This window comes from Noviherbaspirillum malthae, from assembly GCF_015352985.1.
GTDB lineage: Bacteria > Pseudomonadota > Gammaproteobacteria > Burkholderiales > Burkholderiaceae_D > Noviherbaspirillum > Noviherbaspirillum malthae.
On sequence record NZ_JACYXF010000040.1, the window covers coordinates 40979 to 55007 of the forward strand.

At 55.0% G+C, this 14029-nt stretch carries 12 protein-coding genes; 3 read left to right on the forward strand and 9 right to left on the reverse strand.

The annotated features are described in order from the left end of the window. Positions 1-38: 38 nt before the first annotated feature. From IGW03_RS26585 to IGW03_RS26625, 9 genes are all read right to left on the reverse strand, one after another. Positions 39-620: a type 4 pilus major pilin gene (locus IGW03_RS26585; protein ID WP_194725575.1), complete on the reverse strand. Its 582-nt coding sequence runs from the start codon at positions 618-620 to the stop codon at positions 39-41. A 63-nt stretch (positions 621-683) separates the two neighbouring features. Further along, positions 684-1763, reverse strand: a complete 1080-nt coding sequence (locus tag IGW03_RS26590) for a hypothetical protein (protein ID WP_194725561.1) — start codon at positions 1761-1763, stop codon at positions 684-686. Continuing rightward, the gene (locus IGW03_RS26595; protein ID WP_194725562.1) at positions 1760-3643 is read right to left on the reverse strand and encodes a GspE/PulE family protein; all 1884 of its coding nucleotides are present in this window, start codon (positions 3641-3643) and stop codon (positions 1760-1762) included. Before IGW03_RS26595 ends, IGW03_RS26590 begins: the two co-directional genes overlap by 4 nt. Next, positions 3532-4068: a hypothetical protein gene (locus IGW03_RS26600; protein WP_194725563.1), complete on the reverse strand. Its 537-nt coding sequence runs from the start codon at positions 4066-4068 to the stop codon at positions 3532-3534. The genes IGW03_RS26595 and IGW03_RS26600 overlap by 112 nt, the downstream gene beginning before the upstream one ends. Continuing rightward, the gene (pilO2, locus tag IGW03_RS26605; protein ID WP_194725564.1) at positions 4055-5338 is read right to left on the reverse strand and encodes a type 4b pilus protein PilO2; all 1284 of its coding nucleotides are present in this window, start codon (positions 5336-5338) and stop codon (positions 4055-4057) included. Before pilO2 ends, IGW03_RS26600 begins: the two co-directional genes overlap by 14 nt. Before the next feature lie 3 nt (positions 5339-5341). Further along, positions 5342-7006, reverse strand: a complete 1665-nt coding sequence (locus IGW03_RS26610) for a secretin GspD/PilQ domain-containing protein (protein ID WP_194725565.1) — start codon at positions 7004-7006, stop codon at positions 5342-5344. A 22-nt stretch (positions 7007-7028) separates the two neighbouring features. Beyond that, a complete protein-coding gene (locus IGW03_RS26615; protein WP_194725566.1) occupies positions 7029-8237 on the reverse strand; it encodes a toxin co-regulated pilus biosynthesis Q family protein in 1209 nt (402 codons plus the stop codon). Positions 8238-8314: 77 nt separating this feature from the next. Further along, positions 8315-8497 carry a hypothetical protein gene (locus IGW03_RS26620; RefSeq protein WP_194725567.1) on the reverse strand — a complete coding sequence of 61 codons (183 nt, stop codon included), beginning with the start codon at positions 8495-8497 and terminating at the stop codon, positions 8315-8317. 381 nt (positions 8498-8878) lie between these two features. Next, the gene (locus IGW03_RS26625) at positions 8879-9124 is read right to left on the reverse strand and encodes a hypothetical protein (protein WP_194725568.1); all 246 of its coding nucleotides are present in this window, start codon (positions 9122-9124) and stop codon (positions 8879-8881) included. A gap of 1153 nt (positions 9125-10277) precedes the next feature. Here IGW03_RS26625 and IGW03_RS26630 point away from each other — a divergent pair. The 3 genes from IGW03_RS26630 to IGW03_RS26640 all read left to right on the forward strand — a co-directional run bounded on the left by IGW03_RS26630 (position 10278) and on the right by IGW03_RS26640 (position 13923). Next, on the forward strand, positions 10278-11090 hold the full coding sequence (locus tag IGW03_RS26630; protein ID WP_194725569.1) for a hypothetical protein: 813 nt from the start codon (positions 10278-10280) through the stop codon (positions 11088-11090). After that, positions 11087-12877 (forward strand): ATP-dependent helicase, encoded by a 1791-nt coding sequence (locus IGW03_RS26635; protein WP_194725570.1) that lies wholly within the window; start codon positions 11087-11089, stop codon positions 12875-12877. The genes IGW03_RS26630 and IGW03_RS26635 overlap by 4 nt, the downstream gene beginning before the upstream one ends. Before the next feature lie 86 nt (positions 12878-12963). Next, positions 12964-13923: an ATPase, T2SS/T4P/T4SS family gene (locus IGW03_RS26640; RefSeq protein ID WP_194725571.1), complete on the forward strand. Its 960-nt coding sequence runs from the start codon at positions 12964-12966 to the stop codon at positions 13921-13923. Positions 13924-14029: the final 106 nt, after the last annotated feature.

Sequence of the window (14029 nt, forward strand, 5' to 3'; positions counted from 1 at the left end):
CCGAATCCCTTCTCATAAATGACGCGATTTGCTTGGCTTTAGCTCTTGCCAATATCGAAGGTAATTGCTGACGCGCCATCACATGCGGTTGCCAACGTAGCGTCGACCACAGCACCTCCGTCTGCCTTGACGAGCGATCCGCCGCCGGCGGTCGCGGAGTTCGCGGCGTCGACGTAGATGCGGCGAACCATCTTCGATACCCCTTTTACCGTGTCAATACATTCCTGCTTTGGAACGCCCTGAGAGACCAAGCGGTAGATGTCATCAGTGCTTGTAATTGTGCCGGCTGCGCCTGTCACCGCCCCGCCCCATTGGTTCTGAACGGTGGCCGCGCCAGTTGCAGGAATTGTTGCCCGGCCTTCGGCAAAGACATTGGATCTTGCCAAGGTATCAATGGTAAGGCCGTTATAGTTTGCGCGGTCTTTCGCCGTTTTCTTGACATTCATGATGACTGTCGGAAGTTCCGATAATTCACCGACCGAGTTCATGCTTGAAAACAGTGAGGGGGCCGCGGAAATACCGAATCCGATCAACCCAAAGACGACGGCAATCACTACCGTCAATTCGAGGAGGCTAAAACCTTTTTGCTTCTTCTTTCCGATCTGTGCCCTATCCTTCATGCTTTTTCTCCAGTAAAGATTGCTGTTTGTTTTTCCGAACTGACCTACCCCGCCGCCGCGACGTTATCGGTACATTTGCGCTTTCTTCGACGCCTGTACTTGCTGGACTGTCGTCACGGCGCCGGCGAACATCACGACTAGAAAGATCCCACAGAACACCAGCAGCAGACCATTCAAAAGCTTCGCGGATTTCGCCACGAATCGAGCCGACTTATCGATTGAACGCAGGCCGACCTTCGCGACCGCTGACTGGAACGACGAGCGTTTTCCAAACTGAATAACGCGCTCTGTAATCTTGCGGTTGAAGATGCCAGTATCAAAGGCGACACCCGGATTCTCGGACTCGCTGTATAGCCGGTGCTGAATCTCCTCGATATGGGACTGCAGCCAGGGATTGCTATTCTCGTGCAATACTTCCAGCGCACTTGAGAGGTCCACATCGTTTTCCATCAAGGCTGCCAATGAGACGAGGAACAGGCTGCCCATGTAATCACGATAGATGGTGTAAGGAAGGACGTATCGATCGCACCATTTTCTGACTGGACCTGCCCGCCAACGAGACAGCGAAAGAAAGAACGCGATAACGGCGGCCACGATTACTATGGCAGTATGGACGCCGTAGTGAGTGACATACATGGAAAGACTGTAAACAAGCTTCCCAAGCGGCGGCCACTCTGCAGGCGGGAGCATCCGCAGCAAGAGCGGCACCAGCATAAACGCAAATGTAAGGAGCATCGCAATAAAGGCGATCACCAAGATCACCGGCATGGCGAGGGCACCAAAAATGGCTCCCGACATCTGTCGTGACGCATCAATTGCCAAGCAAAGGAACCGCAGTCCGCGCACCAGGCTATTGGCGGAATCAGACGAGTTCAAGATCATCTGGTCCAACGTTGGTACGGTGCCCGTCAATGCTTCCACAAACGACCGATCTTCCATCCTGTGGAGCCAGAGTTTGTAGAGCGACCCCATAACGTCCTTGCGGCGCTCGGCTTTGTCCGCATTCCGCGCGATGATTGACTTTGGCTCGTCGTTATCCTCCAACGCCTCGGCAAAGTCCTCGTAGTACTCTCTTCTTGCCCCTAGGAACTGCAATCTAGCCAGTCCTAAAGAGATAGAATCCGACAGGTCCGAGCTGCTCATGCCGCCACCTTGAGGGGTATTACGGTATGCACGGCATAAGGCACAAAGCTCTTTTCTAGGTCGACCGGATCAACCAGACCGCAGTGCACCTTGTAGAGGCCATGCTCCAGTGCGGTCTTACCTGTGCAATCGGGTTCTGTAAACGTAGCGAACCTGGTGCTTCGCCAATATTCCTCTGCGCCTGTGTCATTACCACTACGGACAAGCGAAAGGTATTCGTGGTCGGGCAGGTTCACCTCGGCGACTACAGTACGTCCCTTCACGCCCTTACCTTCACACTCGCTGCAACCATCAGGGTTCCTGACGCGGATCGTTTGCAGGTCCATGCCGAATTTCTCAGTCAGGATGGCTTTGTACTCATCTGAAAGATGCTCTTCCGCTGGTAGCTTGCAGCATGGACATAGCTTCGGCACCAACTGCTGATAAACAACCGCGGACAGGAAGTCACGGGTGCTCAGCGTCTGGCGGCTAAGACCGAGTTCTTCGCTCACAAGTCGTTCGACTACGCCTGTACTGTTCGAAGCGTGCAAGCTGCTCATCACCGCGTGGCCGGAGAGGACCATCAGTTTAAGCAGCGATAACGATTCCTTATCTCGGACTTCGCCGACCAGAATGGTATCGGGGTCAGCGCGCAGAACCATGCGCATGGCGGGGAGGAACGGATTTTCATCGGAGGTATCGGTAATGCTACGCTGCACGGAAACCTGCGAAACTCCGAACATCTTGTACTCAACCGGATCTTCGATCGACCATGAAATCCGGCTTAGCCTATCCTCCGAATACATCATGAGCGACTTTAGTAGCGTCGACTTTCCCGAACCGGTGGGTCCCGAGACAAAGATTACGCCAAAGGTCTTGCGCACCGCGAGGTCCAGGAGCCGTACCTGTGACGGCGCATATCCCTGATCGAGCAACGACTCCTTCTTTGTTTGTCCCGGTGCTTCCTGACCAAGGAGACGTAGGGCCACATGGACGCCTCCCGAGATAGGTGCGCTCTGCCAGCGCAACTTGAATTCTCGGTTGTCAACCGTCATCGGGATGCGGCATGACTGCATCGCCTTGGCATTGAACGTCGGTTCGCTGCGCGTTCCGTCTTCGGCGAGATTGGTATATGCCGCACCGACGGCATCGAGTAGATCTTGATACGGCACCCGGTCGATCAAGTTGATGCTTCCATGCTGGCGCACCAGTACCGCCCCGGAGTTTGAATCCTTCTTTATCACGAAATGAAGGTCCGATGCACCGATTCGGGCGGCACGGGACGCATATTCCGTAAACATGACGATCGTTTCAGCCTCTTGTCCGGCCTTTCGATCAACCTTGATCCTCCGCTCGGGCCCCAGTTGCTTGTCATGCAGCATGAGGAGGACCGACCCCCGCACTTGGATCGACTCAATGGGCGTCTTGCCCCGTACTCCATGCTTGATACGCTGCACAAGGGACAGATGCTCGGCCTTGTTATAGGCATCCGGTGTCGCAAGCACGAGGATGTTCGCCTTGGTGCTCACCGCGGCAAGCTTCTTCCTGACGGTATCGCCTAGTTGATAAGGCTTGCCGGGCAACGTGAGAACATCCGTGTAGCCTGGTAACTGGCTAATGTCGGACACCAAGGTGACTGTCTCGCTACCCTCGGCCACCTCGCCGCCGTTGATCTCCGCAATCTCGTCTGCATTCGCGGCGATAGCTGCACCATCAGCATGGAAGGATTCCGTAGCGGCAAAGGTGTCCGGCTCACGCCGGTGCCCAAATCGATTGGGAAGGAACCTCATCATTTCGCGGCCGCAATGGTAGAAGGAAGCGGCGTTACAGGCATACTGCTGGTCTGGCCAGAATCCGCTGGTGCCACCTGCTTGTCGATCGACAGCAACACGGTTTTGCAAGCTCCCACCTTGGCACTACCTACGCGGCAGATCCGAGCCTGGCGAGGAGTCAGTGAAGTGAGCTTCCATCCCCCGATTTCGGACTCGCCGTTGAGAGAGAAGGTAACTAGCGTCCCGTTGAGCAGGAAATCAGCTTTCAAGTCATCTTCGATCCCGTAATGCCCGACAAATTGAACTTCCTCTCCCTTGACCGCACCCATCACCGGGGCGCCAGCAGTCATCGGAACCGGTACTGGAGTAGTGCCACCAGGACCTGAGCCATTCCCCCGATTCTGCGCTTCACGAACCTTCGCTTCCAGTTCCGCAACGGCCAAACGGCCTTGTATAGCGCGAGCTTCTTGAACAGTCAGGCCGGAAGGCTGCGCCCACGCGAAGGAGGCAGTGATAAGCAATGTGGCCGTTAATAGAAAGTTAATTTTTTGCATAGTATTTCCCCTCTGCTTTGAAACCAAACGGGTTGCTCTTCAGGTTTACGGTGATGGAATCTAAGGTCATATTCGCTGGCAAGGATCGAATGACGTCCACGCCATGAATATCGCCGTCATATTTCCAAGTACCCATCACTACCGCATTACGGATATCTGTCTGTTGGATTGACGGTGGCATAGCTACGATGTTGACTGGAGGGGTGCGGACGACGGGCTTGAAGATCCCCTCATTCTTGATATTGCTATCGTCCTGCGCAAAATCGAAGTCCCCAATGAATGGCAAACTGGCTTGCTCGATACCATTCCAGTCTTTCGAAGGGGCATTAACCGCGATTTCTCCAGAAAGCGACTTTGCCTTTACATCGAAGGCCACATTTTTAATACCGGGAAGCGGGTTACTCTTGATCTCGCTTAAGCTGCTCCCGGGTTCCATGGTCAGCACCAGTGAGCACGCCTGATAGGTACAAGAAGCGGACTCAAGCATCCAACCAGCGTGATACAGAGGCAGTACATCTATCTGCTCAAGAAGGTGATCCGTAGCTTTTGCGGCGGGATAACCGGCGGTTGCCAGGATCGGCGTTACCGCGCTCGCGTACCACGCATTCGGGTCAAGCTTTTGTTGGCTTTCCTGCTCCGCACGCGCTCTTTCCGCGGCGCGGTCGGCTTCCCACTTCGCGTACATCTTCGGACCTGCAATCGCACACGCACCGGCTATGAGTGCCAATACGAGGTACTCGGCCGGGATCTTGGTGGCACGAAGGACTGCGTCTTTCGCACGCTTCTTGCTGTTACCAATCAGTTGTTCCGGCGTGAGGACAGAAGGATCTTGCCCTCCGATCGCGACCGTTCCATATAGCGGAATTGAGACATCTCCGTGAAGGTCTTTGAAGTGTGCCGCGACATTGGCGATGTGGTGCGGTGTACCGACCACGTCATAACCCGGCAGGGGCATCCCCTCGGCGACACCAATAAAGCTATAGAAGCCGTTACCCAAGTCATGACAGAACATTGCCGTCCTGTCATCCGCGCGTCGCGCGAACATCGCAGCTGCGGACAATACTTGCCCTTTGACCGCCGTCTTGGTCTTCAACAAGCCGACGATTGCGCCGCCTGCCAGCGCATGGAATACCGTTACGCGCCTAGCATCGTGGCGCTTTATGAGCTCCTTGATTTCACTCCGCTGCTTACCGACGCCCGGCAGCGTTGACCATTCCAAGCCAAAGGCGAGCTTACCCCGCCGGCCTACCTTCAGGAATGACGTGGTCATCGGTTATCCCCCGTTGACTACAGTCGGGGTGATGATGAGGATGACTTTCTCCCGTTGCCGCATCCCAACATAGGATCCGCCAAGGCCGGCCGAATCAGTCAATCCTCGCTGTTCGTACTGGGCGCGGTCAAGTTCGAATCCGGTTAGAACGAGCGACTGGCCCTGTTGCAGCGTCGCCACGTTGACCGAAGCCACACTGGAGATCTCGGGAGTCTGAATGCTCTGCAATGTCGGCCCTGCTCCGGTGGAAACAATGCCGATTTTCTGCAACTCGCTGGAATCGACCGATACTTTCAGAAGCACGGCATTATTGTCGAGCACTGTAGGCAGAACGTTGGCGACAAAACCCGTGGTAACCAGTCCTGGTTCCAGACCGGGCAGAGTCGATGTCGCGCCGGTTGCCGCGCCAGGTGTTGTGCGGGCCAAGTACGAAATCTGATTCGTGATGGCCAATGGCGCCGACATCCGGTTCTGAGTGATGGTGGATACTGCCCGCTTGGTATTTACGTTGCCAAATTCTTGCAGCAATCGCACCATCGCCTGCGATCCGGAGAACTTGGCAAGGTTAGAGCCTTCGGAGGCCGGTGCCAAGATCGCTGATCCCAAGGCGCCCACTGAGGTGGATGTCAAGGTAGCCGGGGTACTTGCAACGATGCGCCATTGGGGCACCAAGCCTTCAAGCTTCTGGAAGACGGCCTCCCAATCGAACCCTGTTTCGTTCCCCTGCTTCCGGGTCAGGGATACCAGTTCCATCCGTACCGCCACCTGTCTGGAACCGAGGCTGTTGCTGCGCTCAACGATCTTCTCCACCATATCGACGACTTCCGGCGTATCGGTAATCGTCACGCTGCCCTGCGCCTGTGAAACGTAGTAGCGATCCGGCCGCGATATGCGGCTCAGCGTTTCATTCAGGCTGTCCCAGATCGACCAGGAGGACTTACTTTCTACCTCGCCGGTAGAACTGAAACTACCCGACCCGCCAGCGCTACCAGTCTTACCAACCTTGGTATTGAAGGAAGAATCACCAGGCACCGCGTGAACCGTGAAGGTCTTTGTAATGGTCCGGTAAAAGACGACCGATCCCTTCTGGTATTCCCAGTAGATTCCCAAGCGAGCGGCGATCATATCTAGAAGGCCCGACAACGGACCCGAGTAGTCAGTGATCTCGATCCCGCCCGCGTTCGCGTTGGAGTCGATCAGGCTCGGGGAGCTTGGGAGCGGCTGTACGACTGTCGGCGCGGGAGCGCCGCCGGGCGCTGGTTGGCGCTGAGTTGCGACCCCAATGAGGCCATTTCCAGAGGTTACATCTGCCTTGATCCGTACCGGAACGCCATAGATTCTCGTGATGCGTTCCGAGATCGCTCGAAGGCTTTCTCTTCCCCCGAAGCCATAGTTGACGTTCTTGCTGAGAATTGGCGGCCAGCTGTCCTCTTCACTCAATGGTGCGGAACGGACACCCATATACGGACGCCCCTTGATCCGAACGGCGTACATATCCTCTACCGCAGCGTTCATCGAAGTCGTACGGCGAGCATCGACCTCTTGCTCGACCTTGTCGCCGTGAGCATTGATTACGGCCTTCTGCTCCACATGCGCGCACCCGCTGGCCATGGATGCCAGTATCAGCGCAGCAAATACAGGAGATGTCTTACGAATTGAGCCCACCATCACCGGTTCCATCCCATTGGAATTAGTCTTCACACTTTTTCGCTTCGCCGCGGCGGACCACGCGTAGCACCTGGTTTGCCTCATACAAGCATGCGATGATCGGATAGTCGGTACCCCGAAGTGCCTTCATCATCTGTTCTACTGCCAGATCGAACGGACCGTTAAAGCTCGCTTCGAACCCAGCCGGCAGCTTTCTTGGTACCTCCCATGCGACTTCCCAGCCGACAGACTTGGCCCACCGCTCCAGAGTGCTTTGGATCGTCTTATCACTTTTCGTGCTTCGCCAAGTCTGGATCGCCGATGCACTCTGCGGGACCGCGACCGCGGGCACACCGTGAGTTTCGACGGTAATGCTCCTGGATTGCGCTGGTTGTGGCTCGGTACGTTTTGCGACCAGTGTGTCGCTAGTGGCTGCTGGGTCCGCCCTCCTCTGCTCTTTCGTGACCTCAACAGGTGCTAGCGAGGCGACGAGCAATGGCTGGGTATCGCGTTTCACAGTCCTTTCGCTTGATCCGGCATCAACGGAAGTCATCGGATTGCTCAGCCCGTTGGATGTTTTCTTGCCCTGCAGCGCTTGGGTAACACGAAGGTAAGCGCGCCGGTTTGCGCGATACACGAGTGCATTGCCATGTGGTTCTTTACGGATGAGCTGCGCCCCTAATGCTTGAAGCATGTCTGACAGCTCGCTAAGCTGCTCGAGCGAATAGCCGCTCTCGACATTCACCGTAAAATTTTGCTCGGCTGAAACAATGAGGGTGTCATTCGACACTGTATAAAAAAACCCCATCGTCTCGGCGAGATTACTAAGTACCACTGGAAGCTGGCCACTTACATTTTTTGCGGATATCGTGCCAAAGCGGTCGTCTCCCCCAACCACTGTTACACGCAGCGGTGTGCCTTTTACCAAGGTCTCGATAGCCTTTCGTACATCGGCTTTTGAAAAGCTTATGTTCACAATAGCGACGTCGGGGATAGCACTATGTCCTGTTGGCTGGTGCAAGCTCAGCGTTGCAGGTATGACCGCCCCGGTATCAAGTAGCTCTTCAGTGCGGGTGTCGATGCTACGGTAGAGGTCTGATGTGGAACTCGTCTCTGCCGCTGAACTCCTGACCCCTACTGTAGGCTTTGCGGCTGCCACCGTTGTAAGCGCCACGCAACCGACTGCGGCCATACATAGGATCACCAGTTTGGTGGCCCGCACTTTTCCCCTGACGTGAACGGATCGACTCATACAGATTCCTGGATACGGATTAAATAAGGAGAGATTCTGAAAGCCGTTTTGTGAAAAGCACGAGTGAATGGCGCTGTTTATTCAGCCTCATTCCAATACGGCGCCCGAACTGAACTGCGTCCGTACAGCGATGCGTGCGGCGACCGCTTCCAGACGCCCGAGATCGCCATCGTTGCGAACCAGGACAATCCTTCGATCCGCTCGTAGACGTCGCACCACTGCCGCCAATGAGAGATCTCGCGTTGATTTGTAGTCTGCATGCCACTTCCGCAGCGATACTTCCGCCCTTGCTTGAAGCCTTGCCGTACGGATGCTGCTTACCGTGTGCATATAGATCGTTAGCGCATCTGCCGGAAGCAATTCGATATGGGCTGGCGTAGCAGGGAGTCCATCCAATACACACGCGGAAGACTGCTTCGCAATCTCAATAAGCTGCTTTACTACGCCATCGGGCAACATTTCCCCATTGGGTATCCGGCGTAACGCAAGCATCAGCGAAACGGGAACGTCAACAGGAAATTCCCCTCGGCGCGCAAGACGGCGTAGGGTTCCGACACTGAAATGCTCGAATCCATAGGCACCCAACATACCCGCGAAGGTGGATTTCCCAGTGCCATGCCGGCCGATCAAACAGATGAGACTCACGCCACCACTTTAGCTAAGGATGCCGGTAAGCCACCCGTACTCACGGTATCGCCCGAAGCAACTTGGGTGGCCAAGCAGCGTAAAGCACTCTGAATCGTTTCCAGTCTGTCAATCTCCGCAACGATCTGCGGACGAAGCGGCTCGAATTGCTTCTGAACGCGTTTGAGCGATTTGATGCAGTCCGCAATGCAATCGGCCCCATCCCTGAGATGTTCACGGGCGACCATTGAGGTCATTGCCATATTCTGTTTCCTTTCTGTGAGTGCCCGATGGGTCATTAAGGAGTTGCGCATGACGCACGACCTCCATTGCCGCTCCAACGGTCTGGGTAATCGACTGAATTACTGCTGGATCGAAGAAAAGCCATGCGAACACCAAACCTATGCCGCACCTTCGAAGGACCGTGAAACAACGCACACCGACGACGTCAACACACCGTCCCATGGTCATTTCTCTCCAAGCAGCTTGAATCTCTTCTCCTGCGCACCACCGACCTTCCCGTCCTCCCCTACTAGGACGAACTTCCCGTCTTCAGGAATATCGGGCTTAGTATCCTTCTCTGGACGAGCATCAGCGGGCCCGCGCTGAAGCGCGGCCGTCTGCCGGGGTGCGGGTAATTGGGCCGGTAATGGAGTAACCGGTAGCGTCGCAGATGGGCTCCACGATGATGCCGTGGGCATCCTTTTGAGTTCCTGAAGGCAGCTAGTAACCTCAAATCTTGAAGCACCAATAACTTGTTTCATCTCTTGTAACTGCTCGCTGCCGTGCCGCAGTTCGACATATAGAAGCGCCGTAAGCAAACCGGATAGGAGAGAAGTGAATAAACACGCACATATCAGGACTGACTGAAGCGACGACCTCTCTACCGCTGTACTGACAACGCCATGCATCATTCAACCCGCCTATATTGTTGGAGCAGAATGAACTTTAGCCATGAAACAACGGACGTCGCGACTGAAAAGAGCGGGAATTCGAATGCCTTTCTCTTCGCTCACATAAACCAGCGGCTCCGGATTCTACCGTCGCATAGCCCCGCGGATATGAAACCACTTATGGTCGCGAAGCGCCCCTACCAGCGCGCTTTATATGAGATGAACCGATGCGTCGCCCAACGACGGCGATCACCAACCGGGTACCGCCGGCAACGCAAAACATCGCCTCAGGGAGCCATCAATCCTCTCTTATCGTGCATATCCTACATGCAAGAACAATGATTTTGAGAGATGGAGTCGTTTCAAATCAAATACTTATAGCAATTATTGCTTGGGCAGCGTGGCCGCCTGAAACTTGGGGCTCCGATGACGAAACATGACTGCAAATCGATGTGCTTTCGTTTCCTGCCGATGGCGATGCCTTGTCACGATAACACCTCCAATCCACCACATGGAGCAGCACATGCAAGACAACCAAATGCAAAACGAGGCCGCAACCATCGCCGAACAGCCAAACGAAGCGCGTCTCGCATTGGAGGAGCTCACCCAAGTCGCACACGACACCGAGCAGCTTTTAACTGCTGATGCAACTGGCCTGAGCGCCGCACCTACCACCGAGATTAGCATTCCCACTCCGGTCACCGATGACGAAGTCGATATGTTGCGTGCACGTGCGAGCCGCCAACGCGCGAGCGGCCGGAAAACGCTGGCCCAGCGACACGACGGCATTGCTTCTCTGATCGTCGATGTGACCATCAACGAGCGTGTCGTCGCATCGACGTTTGAGCGTTTCTACCCAATCATTGAACGCGGCATTTACGTTATTGCACGGCGTGGCGATCTGTTCTTGGGCGAGGCCTCCGCGCGCACGGTGATCGAAACGACAATCAAGAAGATCGAGGCGCTCGAAGCGACTATCACCACTGATCTTGCTGGCGTAAAGCTGCAGCTCGACCTCCACAGCGGTCGTGATGAGTTTGTGCAGCCAAACTACACAGCTCCCAGTGCGAAGCACCAAGTCCAGGTTCGCCACCCCTTGGCCAACCGAGTGCTCAAGCTCTTCGTAAAACAGGACGAAGTGATTGGCGGCCTGCAAGTTTTGAACTGGAACGAGGAAAGTGACGCAGGCACCATTGAAGATCAGGAGTACCGCTTCAAGCGAGATACACGCGACCTCGCTATGCATATCCTCCGCACACTGCGCGGGATGCGCAGCCGGGTATCGCGTCCGCCCAAAAAGGCAGAATCGGCTGAAGCGGTCGCGGAGGCAGCTTGATCGACGAGGTACTGGCTGGCTTGAACCCGGAACAGATGGAAACAGCACTGCACCGGGGGCATTGCCTCGCGATCGCATGTCCGGGTTCCGGCAAGACCAAGACCCTTGCCGCGAAAGCGGCATTTTTTTTGCGCGAAGGGGCGCGGGTAGGCGCCGTCACCTTTACCCGCGATGCAGCGATTGAGCTACGGGATCGAATCGTGAAGGCTGCCGGCCCAGGCCACCAAGCGCGCCTGTTGGTAGGGACTTTTCACAGCATCGACATGTTGATGGCATTTCCCTCAACTCGTCAGAGTGAATTTGGTGAAGCGATCCTTAGAGATATGCAGTCGCCTTTCAAAAAGCCATGGAAAATCGTCAACGACGGGGTTCGCAAGGGCTACCTATTGCGAGCAATGGCGCAGACAGGCATCGGGAATCTGTCCTTCGAGGAAGCATCAAGGATCATCGAAGAAGGTAAGGCCGGCGTGGCGGGAACCTTATTTGAGCCCACTCATAAAGAGATGCTGAGTGTCTATGAAAGGCTCATGGAGCGGTCGGGCCAGATCGACTTTCAGGACATCATCCTGCATACCAATAAGGCCTTACTCTCGGGTGAGATGACTCCATTGAAGGTTGATTACCTTCTGATCGACGAATTCCAAGATACTGATCAGGCGCAGTTTCAATGGGCAGAGGTGCATGCCGCGGCCGGCATAGCAACAACCGCTGTGGGCGACGACGATCAATCGATCTACGCGTTTCGCCGCGCGCTTGGTTACTCTGGCCTTGAGCGTTTCGCAGAGCAGTTCAATGCGCAGCGGATCATGCTCGGTACAAACTATCGCTGCCGTTCGGAGATACTAGGAACATCCGAACGCCTTATCTCGTGTAACCGGGAACGGATTGCAAAACGTCTCCACGCTCATAAAGGGCCCGGTGGGAATGCAGAGTGGAAGCGGTTCGATACACCGATTGAAGAAGCGGAAGAAGCGAGTGAATGCGCACGCCTTGCATACGGTGCCGGCGAAAGCTTCGCCATTATAGCGAGAACAAACCGCGCGCTGGATGAAGTCGAGTCGGCACTAAACAACAATGGCACTCCTTTCAAGCGTGCAGAGGGCTCAAGTATCTTTAATTACCCTGAAGTGCAAGTCTACCTCGCTCTACTTCGCAGTCTGACCAAGCCGGCGGTACGAGATGTTGACCAAGTCTTGGCCTGGGCTGGCATGAGTGAGGACGATATCGCCGACATACACCGCCTATTTGGAAACACAATCCGCATGGGCGCAAAAGGCGACTTCGTCGACTCGCGCATATCCGACCATGGTCGCGACATATGGCGTTCCTTCGCAGACCACCACATCAAATGGTCTATGAACCAGAAAAACGGCAATTTCCGAATGAACCGGATCGGCATTAGAGACTGGCTTCTGGACCATCTGAAGAAACCAGGCAATCCTAAGCGGATCGAGCTGATCGATCGCCTGCTCTACGACAACGACAAGGTTATTGAGCCTCGCCTGAAAGAAGTAATGGACATGGAGCGCTCACGAAAGGAAAAGGCATCCGTGCCCAATGCCGTGGCGTTAATCACCGCACACGGATCAAAAGGCCTGGAATACGATCGCGTATGGATCATTCGCGCAGAGGAAGGCATATTTCCAGACGAAGAAAGCTCTCTCGAGGAGGAGCGTCGGCTGATGTTCGTTGCCATGACACGCGCTAAAGAAAAGCTATGGGTTTCTTCGACCAACGAGAAGCTTCCAAGCGTCTTTTTGAAGGAGTGTGGCCTCCACCCCTGCTGATCCCCCTACAGTTCACTAGCGAATCCGCTCGATTTTCTGAGCGCATTTCCTGCGGACGTGTTCAATGATCGGCAGACAATAAAGGCATGCTAAGACGCGAAAACATCCTCGAACTGCTTTCCACCAACCTGAGTCCGGTTACTCCATGGTTGGAAGACAGCTCCGTTACCGAAATCATGGTGAATCCGGGCGGGCATGTGTACGTCGAGAGCAAGGGGCACAAACGCTATGAGGGCAAACTTCTCAGTCCTACGGCAATTGCGATTGCTCTGAAGGCTCTCGCCCGTACGGTCAACAGAGAGGCAAAGGCGAATACAGAATCCTCCATCGTTGATGCAACGCTGGACGACCTGCGTATCGCCGGTGCCTTGGCTCCAGTCAGTCCGGATGGAGCTTTCATCACTATTCGGAAGCATCAGGACAAAAGCCAGCGTCCTACCCTCGAACAGCTTGTCAACGACTGGAAATCCCTTACTCGAGAGCAAGCCGATAAGCTGGTTGACCTCGTTATCCATCAGAAGAAAAACTGCATCATCGCAGGTGCAACCGGCTCTGGTAAAACCACTGTAACGAACGCCTTACTAAGCAAGATTCCACACCACGAGCGCATTTTTACGATCGAGGACGCCAGCGAACTCCACGTCGACGTACCCAATCGAATCTCGTTGGTCACGAATCCGACAGATAACCTTACGGCCCGCATGATGGTGAAACTGGCAATGCGGTCCTACCCCGACCGGCTGGTCCTGGGCGAGACGCGAGGCGATGAAACCTATGACCTCATTCGGGCATTCAACTCCGGACACGACGGATCCATCTCTACTGTGCACGCCAGTTCCTCGGAAGCGGCGCTTGAGGCGCTTGAAATGCTGTACCAAATGAGCCTTCCCTCCGGCGCCTCGATACCCGCGGAAATGGTACGCCGCTACATCGCGCGGTCCGTCAATGTGGTGGTTTTCGCCGAACGCACCATCACCATCGTCGATAACAAACCAGTCACCTCTCGTTCTATCAAAAACATTCACCTAGAGGCTGTTATGAACTAATGAAATAGCAACAAGTCCATGGCGGCATGGCTGCCAGAAAACCCTATCCAAGCGACGTGCAAGACGAAGAATGGGACTTCGTTGCGCCTTACCTATCGTTACTGCC

Coding starts and splice junctions, on each gene's coding strand:
- IGW03_RS26585 (WP_194725575.1), bottom strand. CDS start 620: ATGAAGGATAGGGCACAGATCGGAAAGAAGAAGCAAAAAGGTTTTAGC.
- IGW03_RS26590 (WP_194725561.1), bottom strand. CDS start 1,763: ATGAGCAGCTCGGACCTGTCGGATTCTATCTCTTTAGGACTGGCTAGA.
- IGW03_RS26600 (WP_194725563.1), bottom strand. CDS start 4,068: ATGCAAAAAATTAACTTTCTATTAACGGCCACATTGCTTATCACTGCC.
- pilO2 (WP_194725564.1), bottom strand. CDS start 5,338: ATGACCACGTCATTCCTGAAGGTAGGCCGGCGGGGTAAGCTCGCCTTT.
- IGW03_RS26610 (WP_194725565.1), bottom strand. CDS start 7,006: ATGGTGGGCTCAATTCGTAAGACATCTCCTGTATTTGCTGCGCTGATA.
- IGW03_RS26615 (WP_194725566.1), bottom strand. CDS start 8,237: ATGAGTCGATCCGTTCACGTCAGGGGAAAAGTGCGGGCCACCAAACTG.
- IGW03_RS26620 (WP_194725567.1), bottom strand. CDS start 8,497: ATGCAGACTACAAATCAACGCGAGATCTCTCATTGGCGGCAGTGGTGC.
- IGW03_RS26625 (WP_194725568.1), bottom strand. CDS start 9,124: ATGGCAATGACCTCAATGGTCGCCCGTGAACATCTCAGGGATGGGGCC.
- IGW03_RS26630 (WP_194725569.1), top strand. CDS start 10,278: ATGCAAGACAACCAAATGCAAAACGAGGCCGCAACCATCGCCGAACAG.
- IGW03_RS26640 (WP_194725571.1), top strand. CDS start 12,964: ATGCTAAGACGCGAAAACATCCTCGAACTGCTTTCCACCAACCTGAGT.